The organism is Streptomyces sp. NPDC002793 (assembly GCF_040295485.1).
Classification (GTDB): domain Bacteria; phylum Actinomycetota; class Actinomycetes; order Streptomycetales; family Streptomycetaceae; genus Streptomyces.
The window spans coordinates 49537-64626 of the sequence record NZ_JBEOVL010000037.1; the positions used below are offsets into that span (position 1 = coordinate 49537).

14 protein-coding genes and 1 pseudogene are annotated in these 15090 nt (G+C 69.5%); 4 read left to right on the plus strand and 11 right to left on the minus strand.

All coding sequences use genetic code 11. The features are described 5' to 3' along the window. Positions 1 to 68: 68 nt before the first annotated feature. A complete protein-coding gene (pafA, locus tag ABT001_RS28235) occupies positions 69 to 1430 on the minus strand; it encodes a Pup--protein ligase (RefSeq protein WP_351283054.1) in 1362 nt (453 codons plus the stop codon). A gap of 9 nt (positions 1431 to 1439) precedes the next feature. After that, positions 1440 to 2699 (minus strand): MFS transporter, encoded by a 1260-nt coding sequence (locus tag ABT001_RS28240; protein WP_351283057.1) that lies wholly within the window; start codon positions 2697 to 2699, stop codon positions 1440 to 1442. Positions 2700 to 2830: 131 nt separating this feature from the next. Here ABT001_RS28240 and ABT001_RS28245 point away from each other — a divergent pair, with 131 nt between their 5' ends. After that, positions 2831 to 3859, plus strand: a complete 1029-nt coding sequence (locus ABT001_RS28245; protein WP_351283059.1) for a LacI family DNA-binding transcriptional regulator — start codon at positions 2831 to 2833, stop codon at positions 3857 to 3859. Between the two features lie 65 nt (positions 3860 to 3924). Here ABT001_RS28245 and prcA read toward each other — a convergent pair whose 3' ends face one another. The 6 genes and pseudogenes from prcA to arc form a co-directional block, all read right to left on the minus strand. Continuing rightward, positions 3925 to 4767 (minus strand): proteasome subunit alpha, encoded by an 843-nt coding sequence (gene prcA / locus ABT001_RS28250; RefSeq protein WP_351283062.1) that lies wholly within the window; start codon positions 4765 to 4767, stop codon positions 3925 to 3927. Positions 4768 to 4822: 55 nt separating this feature from the next. Continuing rightward, positions 4823 to 5668 carry a proteasome subunit beta gene (gene prcB / locus ABT001_RS28255; protein ID WP_351283064.1) on the minus strand — a complete coding sequence of 282 codons (846 nt, stop codon included), beginning with the start codon at positions 5666 to 5668 and terminating at the stop codon, positions 4823 to 4825. Beyond that, positions 5620 to 5797: pseudogene (locus tag ABT001_RS28260) on the minus strand (endonuclease domain-containing protein); the annotation flags it as partial. The pseudogene ABT001_RS28260 and the gene prcB, both read right to left, overlap by 49 nt. A gap of 119 nt (positions 5798 to 5916) precedes the next feature. Beyond that, positions 5917 to 6135: a ubiquitin-like protein Pup gene (locus ABT001_RS28265; protein WP_351283066.1), complete on the minus strand. Its 219-nt coding sequence runs from the start codon at positions 6133 to 6135 to the stop codon at positions 5917 to 5919. 120 nt (positions 6136 to 6255) lie between these two features. Beyond that, a complete protein-coding gene (gene dop, locus ABT001_RS28270) occupies positions 6256 to 7767 on the minus strand; it encodes a depupylase/deamidase Dop (RefSeq protein WP_351283069.1) in 1512 nt (503 codons plus the stop codon). Between the two features lie 227 nt (positions 7768 to 7994). Next, on the minus strand, positions 7995 to 9761 hold the full coding sequence (gene arc / locus ABT001_RS28275) for a proteasome ATPase (RefSeq protein ID WP_351283072.1): 1767 nt from the start codon (positions 9759 to 9761) through the stop codon (positions 7995 to 7997). 241 nt (positions 9762 to 10002) lie between these two features. Between arc and ABT001_RS28280 the strand changes: the two genes are divergently transcribed. Further along, complete coding sequence (locus ABT001_RS28280; protein WP_351283074.1) at positions 10003 to 10314, plus strand: ferredoxin; 312 nt, start codon at positions 10003 to 10005, stop codon at positions 10312 to 10314. Positions 10315 to 10319: 5 nt separating this feature from the next. Here ABT001_RS28280 and ABT001_RS28285 read toward each other — a convergent pair whose 3' ends face one another. The 3 genes from ABT001_RS28285 to ABT001_RS28295 all read right to left on the minus strand — a co-directional run bounded on the left by ABT001_RS28285 (position 10320) and on the right by ABT001_RS28295 (position 13313). After that, complete coding sequence (locus ABT001_RS28285; RefSeq protein ID WP_351283077.1) at positions 10320 to 10916, minus strand: hypothetical protein; 597 nt, start codon at positions 10914 to 10916, stop codon at positions 10320 to 10322. Positions 10917 to 11109: 193 nt separating this feature from the next. Then, positions 11110 to 12021 (minus strand): tRNA (adenine-N1)-methyltransferase, encoded by a 912-nt coding sequence (locus ABT001_RS28290; protein ID WP_351283080.1) that lies wholly within the window; start codon positions 12019 to 12021, stop codon positions 11110 to 11112. A gap of 41 nt (positions 12022 to 12062) precedes the next feature. Then, a complete protein-coding gene (locus ABT001_RS28295; protein ID WP_351283103.1) occupies positions 12063 to 13313 on the minus strand; it encodes a site-2 protease family protein in 1251 nt (416 codons plus the stop codon). Positions 13314 to 13482: 169 nt separating this feature from the next. On the opposite strand from ABT001_RS28295, the gene ABT001_RS28300 reads away from it, so the two are divergent. Both ABT001_RS28300 and ABT001_RS28305 read left to right on the plus strand, forming a co-directional pair. Further along, on the plus strand, positions 13483 to 14328 hold the full coding sequence (locus ABT001_RS28300; RefSeq protein ID WP_351283083.1) for a RecB family exonuclease: 846 nt from the start codon (positions 13483 to 13485) through the stop codon (positions 14326 to 14328). Between the two features lie 37 nt (positions 14329 to 14365). Beyond that, the gene (locus ABT001_RS28305; RefSeq protein WP_351283086.1) at positions 14366 to 15037 is read left to right on the plus strand and encodes a response regulator; all 672 of its coding nucleotides are present in this window, start codon (positions 14366 to 14368) and stop codon (positions 15035 to 15037) included. Positions 15038 to 15090 lie beyond the last annotated feature (53 nt).

The following is a 15090-nucleotide window of genomic DNA, read 5'->3' on the forward strand; positions in this document are numbered from 1 at the left end:
ACGAAAGGGCCCCGTACGAGGAACGTACGAGGCCCTGTCGTCCGCGGGGCGGACATTCCTGTCCCGGATCACATGCCCGCGATCAGCTTCTCCACCCGGTCGTCGACGGAACGGAACGGGTCCTTGCACAACACGGTGCGCTGTGCCTGGTCGTTGAGCTTGAGGTGGACCCAGTCGACGGTGAAGTCCCGCCGTTGTTCCTGGGCCCGGCGGATGAAGTCGCCGCGCAGCCGCGCCCTGGTCGTCTGCGGGGGCACCGACTTGCCCTCGAAGATCTTCAGGTCGTTGCAGATCCGGGCTGCCTGGCCCTTGCGCTCCAGGAGGTAGTAGAGCCCGCGCCGCCGGTGGATGTCGTGGTAGGCGAGGTCTATCTGAGCGACCCTCGGATTCGACATGGTCATGTTGTGCTTCGCCCGGTACCGCTCGATGAGCTTGTACTTCATGACCCAGTCGATCTCGGTGCCGATACGGTCGAGGTCCTCGGCCTCGATGGCGTCCAGTGTGCGGCCCCACAGCTCGAGGACCTGGTCGACGGTGCCGGTGCGGATGCCCCGGCGCTCGACGAAGTCGACGGCCTTCTCGTAGTACTCGCGCTGGACCTCGATGGCGGACGCCTCGCGGCCGTTGGCCAGACGCACCTTGCGCTGTCCCGTGATGTCGTGGCTGACCTCACGGATGGCCCGGATCGGGTTCTCCAGGGTCAGGTCGCGCATCACCGTGCCCGCCTCGATCATGCGCAGCACGAGGTCGGTGGCGCCGACCTTGAGGAGCATGGTCGTCTCGGACATGTTGGAGTCGCCGACGATGACGTGGAGGCGCCGGTACCGCTCCGCGTCGGCGTGCGGTTCGTCCCGGGTGTTGATGATCGGACGGGAGCGCGTCGTCGCGGAACTGACGCCCTCCCAGATGTGCTCGGCCCGCTGGCTCACGCAGTAGACGGCTCCACGCGGTGTCTGCAGCACCTTGCCGGCACCGCAGATCAGCTGACGGGTGACGAGGAACGGAATGAGGATGTCCGCGAGCCGGGAGAATTCTCCGTGCCGGGCCACGAGGTAGTTCTCATGGCATCCGTAGGAGTTTCCCGCCGAGTCGGTGTTGTTCTTGAAGAGATAGACGTCGCCCGCGATTCCCTCCTCGTGCAGGCGGCGTTCGGCGTCGACGAGCAGACCTTCGAGAATGCGCTCGCCGGCCTTGTCGTGCGTGACCAGTTCGGTCACGTTGTCGCATTCGGGTGTCGCGTATTCCGGATGCGATCCCACATCGAGGTAGAGGCGGGCGCCGTTCCGCAGGAAGACATTGCTGCTGCGGCCCCATGACACAACACGGCGGAAGAGGTAGCGCGCCACTTCGTCAGGTGACAGTCGGCGCTGTCCCCTGAACGTGCACGTGACGCCGTACTCGTTCTCCAGCCCGAAAATGCGGCGGTCCATGACTGAACATTACGCCTTATGGCCTGAGCTGAAACCGGGTTCGGCAGCACCGTTTCGATCATTTTCCGAACCGGCCACAACCGCAGGCGTACGCCCGGGAGCTGCGAGGACCCTTCCGGTGGCCAGCAGGACCAGCAGCGCCGCCACTCCACCGGCCCCGGCGACGGCGAAGCTCCACGCCGTCCCGCCGAGCTCCACGGCCGGTCCGGCCACCGCCGTCCCGGCCGCGGCGCCCACCCCGAAGGTCGTCACGAGCCAGGAGAACGCCTCGGTCACCGTGCCCCGCGGCGCGTGCCGGTCCACGACGATGAACGAGCAGGCGATCGCGGGGGCCAGGAACACCCCGGCCAGCGCCGCCAGCGCGGTCATGGCGGGCACACCGGGCGTCAGCATCAGCGGGAGATAGCCCAGGGCCAGCAGCGCGACGATGACGCGCAGCCTGCGCTCGGGTGCCCCGGCCCACTGCCGAGCCCCGTACACCGCTCCGCCGATCAGCGCGCCGAGGCCGAGCGCGGCCATCAGCCAGCCGTAGACGGACTCCCGGCCGTGGTCGTCGGCGTACGCGACGCCGGCCACCGTGATCGAGCCGAGCGCGACCCCGACGAAGAAGAAGGCCCCCAGCAGGGCGAGCAGCCCCGGCGAGCGCAGGGCACCGAGCCAGTGCGCCTCGCGCGGAGCCGAACGCCATGCCCTGGACGGCTCGGAGAGGACGACGGACAGGGCCCCCAGGACCCCGATCGCGTTGATGACGAGGAGGGCCGCGGCCGGCGACCAGAACGACACCAGCAGCGTCACGAGGAGCGGCCCCACCGTGAACATGATCTCCTGGGCCACCGCGTCCAGGGCGTACGCCCGGTGCACCCGGTCCTCCCGGCCGAGGACAGCCGGCCACAGGGCGCGCAGACCGCCCTCCAGCGGGGGCGTGAACAGGCCGGCCACCACGACCGCCGCGTACGCCGCCGGGAGCGAGCCGAGACCCGCCAGGGCGAGCGCGGCCATGCCCAGCGCGGAGACGACCGCCGCGGGAAGCTGGACGCGCGGCTGGCCGTAGAGGTCCACGGCCCTGCCCAGCAGGGGCTGCCCCACCGCGGTGGCGACGCCGTACGCCGCCGCCAGGGCGCCGGCCAGGGTGTAGCTGCCGCCCTCGGCCCGGGTGAACAGGACGATCGCGATGTGGGCGGTGCCGTTCGGCAGCCGTCCCACCAGCGTTCCCGCCAGCAGCCTGACGGCGTGCCGGGCCCGGAGGATGTCCAGATATCCCGCGGCCATGTCCGCCCCCTCTCCCCCGACGGTGTCACGACCCCGGGGTTTTACGTATAACGTCGGCGTTCATACGTACCATGTGGGCAGCCCGGGAGTCCATCCCACCGCACCCGACCCGGACCGCCACGGAGGCACGAGTGAACAGCGCGCGGCAGTCCGCACCGCCCCGGCCCACCAGCCGTGACGTGGCACGGGCGGCGGGCGTCTCACAGGCCACCGTGTCACTCGTGCTCGGTGACAAATGGCGGGGCCGGGTGTCGGCGACGACCGCCGAAAGGGTCCGCGCCCACGCCCGGGACCTCGGCTACCGGCCGAATCTCGCCGCTCGCAGTCTCCGGCTCGGCGGCACCCGCACCGCGCTGCTCGTCGTCCCGGCACTCACCAACGAGTTCTTCGCCCGCGTGTACACGGGGGCCGCGGCAGTGGCCGCCGAGCACGACTTCGGCGTGGTGCTCTACCCGTCCCCCGACGGCACCGGCCCCGCCAGGGACCCGTTCGCCTCGGCCCGTGCGGCACTCGACGGGGTGATCGCTTCCTCGATGGCGGCGGACGCCCTGGGAGCCCTGCGGGGCGCCGACCTGCCACTGGTGATGCTGGACAGCGACCCGGAGGGCCACGGCGCGGCGGCGCGCGTGAATCTCGACATCGCGGACGGCATGCGTCAGGTGACCGGCCATCTGCTGGGTCTCGGCCACCGGCGGATCGTGCACCTCGCGTCCGCCGTGGACACCTGGACCTTCACGGTGCGCGCCCGGGCGCTGCGGGAGGCGGTGCGGGACGTCCCGGGCGCCGTCCTGCGCACCGTGACCGCCCCCCTGGACGTACGGGCCGGGCTCGACGCGGCCGAAACGGTCCTGGCGCGCCCCGGTCCCCTGCCCACTGCCATCGTCTGTGACGACGACATCCTGGCCGCCGGCGCCTGCAAGGCGGTGCGCAGGCGGGGGCTTCGGGTCCCCGACGACATCTCCGTGACCGGATTCGACGACCTGGCGCTCGCGACGGCGGTGGAACCCGAGCTCACCACGGTGCGGCTCCCCGCCGAACAGGTGGGCGAGCGGGGCATGAGAGCGCTGCTGGACGTCCTGGAGGGCCGCCCCACGGAGCGGGGTGATCTCCCCGTCCACCTGGTGACGCGGGGCTCCACCGCTCCCCCGCCCACCGCATGACCGAGCCCTCCGGACCGCCGCGTGCGGCAGCCGGAGGGCTCGGTCCGGAAAGCGTCCGGAGCTGACTACTTCTTCGGGGCCTTGCCCGAAGCCTCGTCGGGGCCGTCGGTGCCCTTCGCGGGGGTGTCGGCGCCCGCAGCGGCCTGCGCGTCGCCGCTTTCGGGCTCCTCCGTGTCGGACGGAGCGTCCGTCGGGGTCGCCCCCGCACCGTCCGCGTCGAGCAGCCTGGTCAGCTGCCGGCCGACGATCCGCTTGAACTTGCGCTGCTGCGGCCTCGTGCGGTCCAGGACCGCGACCTCGAGCCGCTCGGCGGGGATCTCCCGCTCGTTGCCGTTGGCCTCGCGGGACAGCGCCTGCACGGCCAGCTTCAGCGCCTCGGCGAGCGACATCCCGTCGCGGTGGCGCTGGTCGAGGAACGTGCTGATCTGCTCGGCGTTCCCGCCGACCGCGACCGAGCCGTGCTCGTCCACGATGGAACCGTCGTGCGGCAGCCGGTAGATCTGGTCGCCCTCGGGCCCGGCGCCGACCTCGGCGACCACCAGCTCCACCTCGTACGGCTTCTCGGCCGCGCTGGAGAAGATGGTGCCGAGCGTCTGCGCGTAGACGTTGGCCAGTCCACGGGCCGTCACGTCGTCGCGGTCGTAGGTGTACCCGCGCAGATCGGCGTAGCGGACTCCGCCGATGCGGAGGTTCTCGTACTCGTTGTACTTGCCGGCGGCGGCGAAGCCGATCCGGTCGTAGATCTCGCTGAACTTGTGCAGCGCGCGGGACGGGTTCTCGCCGACGAACACAATGCCGTCGGCGTACTGCAGCACGACCAGGCTGCGACCACGGGCGATGCCCTTCCGGGCGTATTCCGCCCGGTCGGCCATGGCCTGCTGAGGTGAGACATAGAACGGCGTCGACACCGGCTATCCGTCCCTTTCTGTCAGTGACGAGTGCATCGGAGAAGCATCGGGCCGGTCAGAGCAGCGCGGCACGGGGGCCGTCGGGCTGCTCGAGCCGGCGCTCCAGGATCGCGCGCGCGATCTCCGCGGATTCCGTGTCGTTCAGCTTGCGGAAGCCCTCGTCGGTGATGACGGTGACGATCGGATAGATCCGGCGGGCCACGTCCGGGCCGCCGGTGGCCGAGTCGTCGTCCGCCGCGTCATACAGCGCCTGCACGACCAGGGTGAGGGTCTGCTCCTCCGTCAGGTCGTCGCGGAACAGCTTCTTCATCGACCCCCGCGCGAAGACGGAGCCGGAGCCGGTGGCGGCGTAGCCGTGTTCCTCGGAACGCCCGCCGGTGACGTCGTACGAGAAGATCCGGCCCTTCTCGCGGTCGACGTCGTACCCGGCGAAGAGCGGGACGACCGCGAGGCCCTGCATGGCCATCGCCAGATTGCTGCGGATCATCGTGGAGAGCCGGTTGGCCTTGCCCTCCAGGGAGAGCGTGGCGCCCTCGACCTTCTCGAAGTGTTCCAGCTCCAGCTGGAACAGCTTGACCATCTCCACGGCGAGACCCGCCGTGCCGGCGATCCCCACCGCGGAGTACTCGTCGGCCGGGAACACCTTCTCGATGTCGCGCTGCGCGATCATGTTGCCCATGGTCGCCCGCCGGTCACCGGCGAGGACCACTCCGCCGGAGAACGAGGCCGCGACGATGGTCGTGCCGTGCGGCGCCTCGATGGCGCCCTGCATCGGCGGCAGGCTGCGGTTGCCGGGGAGGATCTCAGGTGAGTGGGCGGACAGGAAGTCCATGAACGAGGACGAACCCGGCGTCAGGAAGGCAGCTGGTAGACGCCCGGTGCTACGAGTGTTGGCTTCCACGCGTTTCCCTCCAGGTATGCGATGGCCCTGCGCAAGGAGTCAGGATCATCCCCCAACTTGCCACCGGCCGAATTGCAGTTGAAGCAGTACGCCACGGACCCTACCCGCCCTGTGACGGTGATCAACATGATCCCGGGTCCGGAGAAGCCCTTCCGTAGGCTGCCCCGGTCGAGCGAGGGCATCCCACGGAAGGCGCCGGCCGACATCGCGAGCGCGTCGGCGAGCGGTCCGGAGCAGACCTCCGGCTTTTACTCGCCGCCCTTTTGTACGAACGAACGCACGAAGTCCTCGGCGTTGGACTCGAGCACGTCGTCGATCTCGTCGAGGACGTCGTCGACGTCCTCGTTGAGCTTCTCCTGCCGCTCCTTGAGGTCCTCGGACGCCTGCGCGTCCTGCGCCTGCTCCTCGGTCGTCTCGGTGGAACGTGTCGCCTTCTGCTGTCCGCCGCCGGTGTCCTTGGTCGCCATATAGCTCACCCCGCTCGGTTCGAAGCACTTGATCAGACCCTACCTACGGGGTCCGACATCGGCCCGGTACTTTCCTCAACGTCCGGAGGTCATGTGATTGATTCCCAGCCGGAGGGCCTTTCAGCCCCCCGTGAGCGTCCGGACCAGCTCCTCCGCCGTACGACAGCGGTCCAGGAGCTCCTCGACGTGCGCACGTGTACCCCGCAGCGGCTCCATCGTGGGCACCCGCTGCAGCGAGTCACGATCGGGCAGGTCGAAGATGACCGAGTCCCAGGAGGCGGCGGCGACGTCGTCGGCGTACTGCTCCAGGCAGCGTCCCCGGAAATAGGCCCTGGTGTCCTCGGGAGGCTTCGTACGGGCCCGCTCGACGTCGCTCTCGTCCAGCAGCCGCTTGATCTTCCCGCGGGCCGCCAGCCGGTTGTACAGGCCCTTGTCGGCCCGTACGTCGGCGTACTGGAGGTCCACCAGGTGCAGCCGGGGGGCGTCCCAGTCCAGGCCGTCCCGGCGCCGGTAGCCCTCCATGAGCTCCCGCTTGGCGATCCAGTCCAGCTCGCCCGACAGGCTCATCGGGTCGTTCTCCAGCCGGTTCAGGGTGTCCTCCCAGCGGGCCAGGACGTCCTTGGTCTGCTCGTCGGCCTCGGCTCCGTACCGCTCCTCGACGTACTTGCGGGCGAGCTCGAAGTACTCCATCTGGAGCTGCACCGCGGTGAGCGTCCGGCCGCTACGGAGTGTGACCAGCTGCTTGAGGGTCGGATCGTGCGAGACCTGGTGGAGCGTGCGGACCGGCTGGTCGACCGCCAGGTCGACCTTGATGAAGCCGTCCTCGATCATGGCCAGGACCAGCGAGGTGGTGCCGAGCTTGAGGTAGGTCGAGATCTCGGACAGGTTGGCGTCGCCGATGATCACATGCAGTCTGCGGTACTTCTCGGCGTCGGAGTGCGGTTCGTCGCGGGTGTTGATGATGGGGCGCTTGAGCGTGGTCTCGAGGCCGACCTCGACCTCGAAGTAGTCGGCGCGCTGGCTGATCTGGAACCCGTGCTCGTGGCCGTCCTGGCCGATGCCCACGCGTCCGGCGCCGGTGACGACCTGCCGGGAGACGAAGAAGGGCGTCAGATGGCGCACGATGTCCGAGAAGGGGGTCTCCCTCTTCATCAGGAAGTTCTCGTGCGTCCCGTAGGACGCGCCCTTGTTGTCGGTGTTGTTCTTGTAGAGGTGGATCGGCTGGGCGCCCGGGATCGCGGCTGCCCGCTCGGCCGCCTCCGCCATCACGCGTTCGCCTGCCTTGTCCCAGAGCACCGCGTCCAGCGGATTGGTGATCTCGGGCGAGCTGTATTCGGGGTGCGCGTGGTCGACGTACAGCCGCGCACCGTTGGTGAGGATGACATTGGCCAGGCCGATGTCCTCGTCGGTGAGCTGACTGGAGTCGGCGGTCTCACGGGCGAGGTCGAATCCTCGCGCGTCACGCAGCGGGTTCTCCTCCTCGAAGTCCCAGCGGGCGCGGCGCGCCCGGTGCATCGCCGCCGCGTAGGCGTTGACGATCTGGGACGAGGTGAGCATGGCATTGGCGTTGGGTTGACCGGGGACGGAGATCCCGTACTCCGTCTCGATGCCCATCACTCGCCGTACGGTCATGCGGCCCTCCTTGCCCGGCGTCACTCCCGTCCGGGAGCGGCGCTCAAGTACCGCTGCTGGTCCGCGGTGCCCGTCCCCGCACTGCGCGACTCGGCGGTACGGCAGAGCCTAGAGCGCCTCTGCGCCGGTGGGGAGATCAATTGCGTCATTGTTCGGGTGTGGCCGGAGCTGCCGGGAAAACGGCCGGCTGCGGATGCCCTGCCGGGCATCCGCAGCCGGTCTGCGTTTTACAGGTACTGTCCGGTATTCGCCACCGTGTCGATGGAACGACCGGTGTCTGCGCCCTGCTTTCCTGTGACGAGTGTGCGGATGAACACGATCCGCTCGCCCTTCTTTCCGGAAATCCTGGCCCAGTCGTCCGGGTTGGTGGTGTTGGGCAGGTCCTCGTTCTCCTTGAACTCGTCCACGCACGCCTGGAGGAGATGGGAGACGCGTAGGCCCTTCTGGCCTTCTTCGAGAAATGCCTTGATGGCCATTTTCTTCGCCCGGTCCACGATGTTCTGAATCATCGCTCCGGAGTTGAAGTCCTTGAAGTACAGGACTTCCTTGTCGCCGTTCGCGTAGGTGACCTCGAGGAAGCGGTTCTCCTCGGATTCCGTGTACATCCGCTCCACGACGGACTGGATCATCGCGTGGGCGGCGGCCTCCCGCGAGCCGGTGTGCTCGGCCAGGTCGTCCGAGTGCAGCGGCAGCGAAGGCGTGAGGTACTTCGCGAAGATGTCCTTCGCGGCCTCCGCGTCCGGACGTTCGATCTTGATCTTCACATCGAGACGGCCGGGCCGCAGGATCGCGGGGTCGATCATGTCCTCGCGGTTGGAGGCGCCGATGACGATGACGTTCTCCAGGCCCTCCACACCGTCGATCTCGGCGAGCAGCTGGGGGACGATGGTGTTCTCCACGTCCGAGCTGACACCGGAACCACGGGTGCGGAAGAGGGATTCCATCTCGTCGAAGAAGACGATGACCGGGGTGCCCTCGCTCGCCTTCTCCCGGGCGCGCTGGAAGACGAGGCGGATGTGCCGCTCGGTCTCGCCGACGTACTTGTTGAGGAGCTCAGGGCCCTTGATGTTGAGGAAGTAGCTCTTCCCCGCGGGCTGTCCGGTGACCTCGGCGACCTTCTTGGCCAGCGAGTTGGCGACGGCCTTGGCAATGAGTGTCTTGCCGCAGCCCGGAGGGCCGTAGAGCAGGATGCCCTTCGGCGGACGGAGTTCGTGTTCCTTGAAGAGGTCCGGGTGGAGGTACGGGAGCTCGACCGCGTCGCGGATCAGTTCGATCTGGTCGCCCAGACCGCCGATCTTGTTGTAGTCGATGTCCGGGACCTCTTCGAGAACGAGCTCCTCGACCTCGCTCTTGGGGACCACTTCGTAGACGTAACCGGACCTGGGTTCGAGCAGGAGGGCGTCGCCGGGACGGATGGTGATGTCCAGCAGGGGCTCGGCGAGCCTCACCACCCGCTCCTCGTCGGTGTGCCCGACCACCAGGGCGCGCTCGCCGTCCTCAAGGATCTCCTTGAGGGTGACGATGTCCCCGGCCCGCTCGAATTCCATGGCCTCGACCACGTTGAGCGCTTCGTTGAGCATGACTTCCTGGCCTCGCCGGAGGCCCTCGAGCTCGACACCGGGGCTGACGTTCACCCGGAGCTTGCGGCCCCCGGTGAAGATGTCGCAGGTGTCGTCCTCGTTGGCCTGCAGGAAGACACCGAAGCCGGCCGGCGGCTGTGCGAGCCGGTCGACCTCCTCCTTGAGGGCCACGATCTGGTCGCGGGCCTCCCGGAGCGTGCCGGCGAGCCGCTCGTTCTGCGCGGACACGCCCGCAAGGCTGGTCTGCAACTCGACGATCCGCTCTTCGAGAATCCTCGTATGACGCGGAGAGTCGGCGAGCTTACGTCGCAGGACGGCGATTTCCTGCTCGAGATAGGCGACCTGGCCGGCTGGGTCTTCTGACCCCCGCCCGGGCCGGATGCCGCGGTTGATGTCGTCGTCGTGGGCTGCCACGGTCCTCACCTCCTCCAAGGGGAGCTGGACGCTTCCTGACCCTACCTGGGTGGGTGGTGATTGAAACCCCTAGATCACAAAGACCCGGGAGTGTGTCCGATCTTCACCCTTGCGCTCTCCCTCACGCCAAGGGAATACCCACCCTTCGGCATCGGAAAGCAGGCGGTTGTATCGTCGAAGTGTTCAACACCCGTCAGGGCTGGCTTCAATTGGTGCAGATACGCAGGGAACGGCAGGACACATGACCGTGCAGCAGGACGCTCCGGGCGACCGTGACACGCAGGATCTCGAGGTCTGGATCGACCAGGACCTCTGTACGGGCGACGGCATCTGCGTGCAGTACGCACCCGAGGTGTTCGAGCTGGACATCGACGGCCTGGCCTACGTGAAGAGCGACGAGGACGAGCTCCTCCAGGAGAAGGGCGCCACCACGCCGGTGCCGCTTCCCCTCCTCCAGGACGTGGTGGATTCGGCCAAGGAATGTCCGGGCGACTGCATTCACGTGCGTCGCGTTTCGGACAACGTGGAAGTCTTCGGGCCGGATGCCGAGTAAGGGCCTCAGACGCTCCGCGCGGTGTCCCCGGCGGGGCCGGCGGACTTGACGAACGCGTTGCCCTTCCACTCCCACGAGGCGCTCTCACGCTCGTCGGGGCAGCAGCGCGGAACATCGGCCGAGGAGTAGCCGAGCAGGGTCGCCGAGACCCTGCCGTCACGGACGGTGAAGTCGGTGACCGCGAGTTTCTGAGCGGGGTCCACCAGGGTCGCCACGACCCGGGGTGCGGCCCCGCTCCGCTGTGTCACGACGTAGATGCCGCTGGGCGGGGTGCCGGATCCCGCGGCGCAGCGGACGACGGCCACGGTCTCGGGCCCGCCGTCGCCGTCGAGGTCACCGGGGGCGCTGTCGGCCACGGTCCGGCCGGCGGCGCCGCAGTCGAACGGATAGGCGACGCCGGCCGGGTCGGGGGCCGTCGCCGCGGGGGCACCGCCGTGCTGTGCGGTGCCGCCGTGCTCGGACGCCGAGGCCGTTGCGGTGGCCGCGTCGGGCTGGAGCAGCCCCGCGAGTGCGACGACGGCTGCCATGGCCGCGGCCGTGGCGAGCCAGTGCACCGGCTTGGCGGCGGTGTGCGCGAGGTCCGGGAGCGCGGAGGTCTGCACGCGGTATGTCTCCTGTGGTTCCTGGGGGCCTGGGTAGGCGGTGCCGAACGGATGTCGGCGAGCGGGGGTGGCCAGCATCGTGCCACACCTCACACCCGAGGGGAACGCCGGGGGCGTCCGGGGCGACGAAAGGCGCCGCCGCCGGGTTCCCGGGTCGGGGAACTCGGCGGCGACGCCTGCGCGTTGTACGGGGTCAGTCGCTGGTGTCGGCGGAGCCGCTCCGGCTGCCGGGACCCTTGTAGTCCTCGCCGTAGGCGCCCTTGGACGGGCGGCGGCGGCGCACCGGCGGCTCGACGCCGTCCGCGAGCCGGCGGGCGGTGACGAGGAAGCCGGTGTGGCCGATCATGCGGTGGTCCGGCCGGACGGCCAGGCCTTCCACGTGCCAGTTGCGGATCATCGACTCCCAGGGCTGCGGTTCGGCGAAGCAGCCGATCTCACGGATGGACTCGACGGTCCGTGAGAGCTGGGTCGTGGTCGCGACGTACGCGCAGAGGATGCCGCCGGGCACCAGGGCCTTGGACACGGCCTCGAGGCACTCCCACGGGGCGAGCATGTCGAGGACGACCCGGTCGACGTCGGTGTCCGAGAGGTTGTCCTGGAGGTCGCCGACGGTGAGCTGCCAGGCGGGGTGCGGCGAGCCGAAGTAGCGCTCGACGTTCTGCTGGGCGATCTCGGCGAAGTCCTCGCGGCGCTCGTAGGAGTGCAGCATGCCCTGCTCGCCGATGGCACGCAGCAGGAAGGTGCTGAGCGCACCGGAGCCGACGCCGGCTTCGACGACGCGCGCACCGGGGAAGATGTCACCGAAGGCCAGGATCTGGCCCGCGTCCTTCGGGTAGACCACGGCGGCACCGCGGGGCATGGACAGGACGTAGTCGGGGAGCAGGGGGCGCAGCGCGAGATAGGCGACGTTTCCCGTGGTACGGACAACACTGCCCTCGGGAGCACCGATCAGCTCGTCGTGCGGGAAAGAACCCTTGTGGGTGTGGAAGTTCTTTCCGGCCTCGAGCGTGAAGGTGTAGTGGCGTCCCTTGGGGTCGGTGAGCTGGACCTGGTCCCCGACTTTGAATGGGCCGCGACGGCGGGCGGCACCGGTCGGTTCGGACATGTGAACAGCCTACCGGTATTTCGGGGGCCACTTCCCGGGCGTCAGACCGACGGACGGGCCATGGCCTTGATGAAGGCGCGCTCGACGTCGGCGGTGGAGAGGACGCCGTAGATCTCGCCGGTCTCCTCGACCACCAGGTACTCGGTGGCCGGGGTGGCCTTCAGCCGGTCCAGGAGTGCCTCGCCGGCCAGTTCGGCGGGCACCTTCATGCCGTCGGTGAGGTCCTGGGCGAGACCGCTGACGGCCACCCAGGGGCGGCGGTGCTCGGGAACTCCGACGATGGCCGCCTCCCGGACGACGGCTGTCGGGCTGCCCTGTCCGTCGACGACGACGAGGGCCCGGGCACCCGCCTCGTTGGCCCGGCGGAGCGCTTCGGAGAGCGGGGTGGCCGCCTCGACGGGCACGGCGCGCCGGGTGAGGGTGCGGGCGCGCAGTTCGGGGAGGTGCTCGCGGAGCCGGGCCGTCCGCAGGCTGTTCCCCGCCCCGGTCCAGATGATCGCGGCGAGGATGGCCGCGAGGAGGGCGTCGGTGACGGTCTCGAAACCGCTGATCTCGCCGGTGGCGCTGCCGAGGGCGCCGGTGTGGGTGAGCAGCGGGAGGCCGACGAAGACGGTGATGGCCAGGCCCCGGCCGACCCACGCGGCGGCGACGGTGCCGCTCATCGGCTTGCCGGTGATCTTCCACACGACGGCGCGCAGCATGCGTCCGCCGTCCAGGGGCAGGCCGGGCAGCAGGTTGAAGGCGGCGACGATGAGGTTGGAGACCATCAGCCCGGCGAGGAGCACGCCGGGGACGGTGCCCGCCTCGACGAACTGGAGCGGGATGTAGAAGACGCCGCCGAGGACGAGAGAGAGCAGGGGCCCCACGAAGGCCAGGACGAACTCGCGGCCCGGGGTCTCGGTCTCCTTCTCGATCTCGGAGACGCCTCCGAAGAACTGGAGCTGGATGCGGCGCACCGGCAGTTTGTAGCGCAGGGCGGCGACGGTGTGCGCGAGCTCGTGCACGAGCACCGACGCGTAGAAGGCGATCGCGAAGAAGAGCGCGACCAGATAGCGGGCCCCGCCGAGTTCCGGCAGGACACGGTCCAGCTGACCGCCGAAGACCCAGGTGATCAGGGCCGCGACGACGAACCAGCTGGGGGCCACGTACACGGGCACGCCGAAGGGGCGGCCCATGAGGAGGCCGCCGCCCGGGTCAGCCGGGCGTTGCGGCTTGCCCTTGTCCGGCCCGGTGCCGGGGGGCGGGCCCCCTGCGCCGGGCTGCGGGCGCCCGCTGTCGCCGCTCTCGTCCACGGAGTCCCTTCGGTCGGTGCTGGTGCCACGATCATGCTGTGTGCGAACTCTGTCGTCGATGGTATGCCGCTGGGTGTCGGTGGCGGGCCGTAGGGTCTTCGGCATGACGTCCGTACCGCGCCCGCCCCGGCCACCCTCGTCCCTGTCGCCGTCGCGCGCGAACGATTTCATGCAGTGTCCCCTGCTGTACCGCTTCCGGGTCATCGACAAGCTGCCCGAGAAGCCCAGTGAGGCTGCTACCCGGGGCACGCTGGTGCATGCGGTGCTTGAGCGGCTGTTCGACGCCCCGGCGGCGGAGCGTACGGCTCCGAAGGCGAGGGCGCTGATCCCCGGCCAGTGGGACCGGCTGCTGGAGTCCAAGCCCGAGCTGACCGAGCTGTTCGAGGAGGACCCCGCGGGAGAGCGGCTCGCGGGATGGCTGGGCGAGGCGGAGCGGCTCGTGGAGCGGTGGTTCTCGCTGGAGGACCCGACCCGCCTGGAACCGGCCGAGCGGGAGCTGTTCGTCGAGACGGAGCTGGATTCGGGACTGCGGCTGCGCGGGGTGATCGACCGCGTCGACGTCGCCCCCACGGGTGAGGTCCGCATCGTGGACTACAAGACCGGAAAGGCGCCCCGGCCGGAGTACGCGGAGGGCGCGCTCTTCCAGATGAAGTTCTACGCCCTGGTGGTGTGGCGTCTGAAGCAGGTGGTGCCGCGCCGTCTCCAGCTGGTCTATCTCGGCAGCGGGGACGTGCTGACGTACGACCCCGTCCCGGCCGACCTCGAGCGGGTGGAACGCAAGCTGCTGGCGCTGTGGGAAGCGATCCGGCTGGCGACCGAGACGGGCGAGTGGCGGCCGAGGCCGACGAAGCTGTGCGGCTGGTGCGACCACCGGGCGGTCTGTCCCGAGTTCGGCGGGACTCCCCCGGTCTATCCGCTGCCCGTACGCCCGGCCGGACCGGTGGAGGCCGTGCAGGGCAGAATGGAGCCGGTCCGGTCCGAGGCCGGGCGACCGGTGGCCCTCGAAGGCCCTTGACTCGGAGGGCCTTCCCGAAGGCCCTTAAGGAGATTACGTGGCTATCCGCGTCCTGCTCGTCGACGATCAGCCCCTGCTGCGCACCGGCTTCCGGATGATCCTGGAGGCGGAAGGCGATCTCGCCGTGGTCGGAGAGGCGGGTGACGGCCTGCAGGCCATCGACCAGGTGCGGGCGCTGCAGCCCGATGTCGTGCTCATGGACATCCGGATGCCGCGGATGGACGGCGTCGAGGCGACCCGTCAGATCACGGGTCCGGGCCGGGACGGCCCGGCGAAGGTCCTGGTGCTGACGACGTTCGATCTCGACGAGTACGTGGTGGAGGCGCTGCGCGCAGGGGCCAGCGGCTTCCTGCTGAAGGACGCCCCCGCCAACGAACTGGTGCAGGCCATCCGGGTGGTGGCCTCGGGAGAGGCGATGCTGGCACCCAGTATCACGCGTCGCCTGCTCGACAAGTACGCCGACCACCTGCCCTCGGGCGAGGACCCCGTCCCTGACGCCCTGCACACCCTCACCGATCGTGAGGTCGAGGTGCTGAAACTGGTGGCACGCGGCCTGTCCAACGCGGAGATCGCTGCCGACCTGTTCGTGAGCGAGACCACGGTGAAGACGCATGTGGGCCATGTGCTGACGAAGCTGGGCCTGCGGGACCGCGTACAGGCAGCCGTCTACGCCTACGAGAGCGGGCTGGTGCGTCCCGGCGCCCAGTGAGACGGGGGGGCGGGAGCAGGACCGGCGCGGGCCGGGGCCGGTCGGCCCCGGCC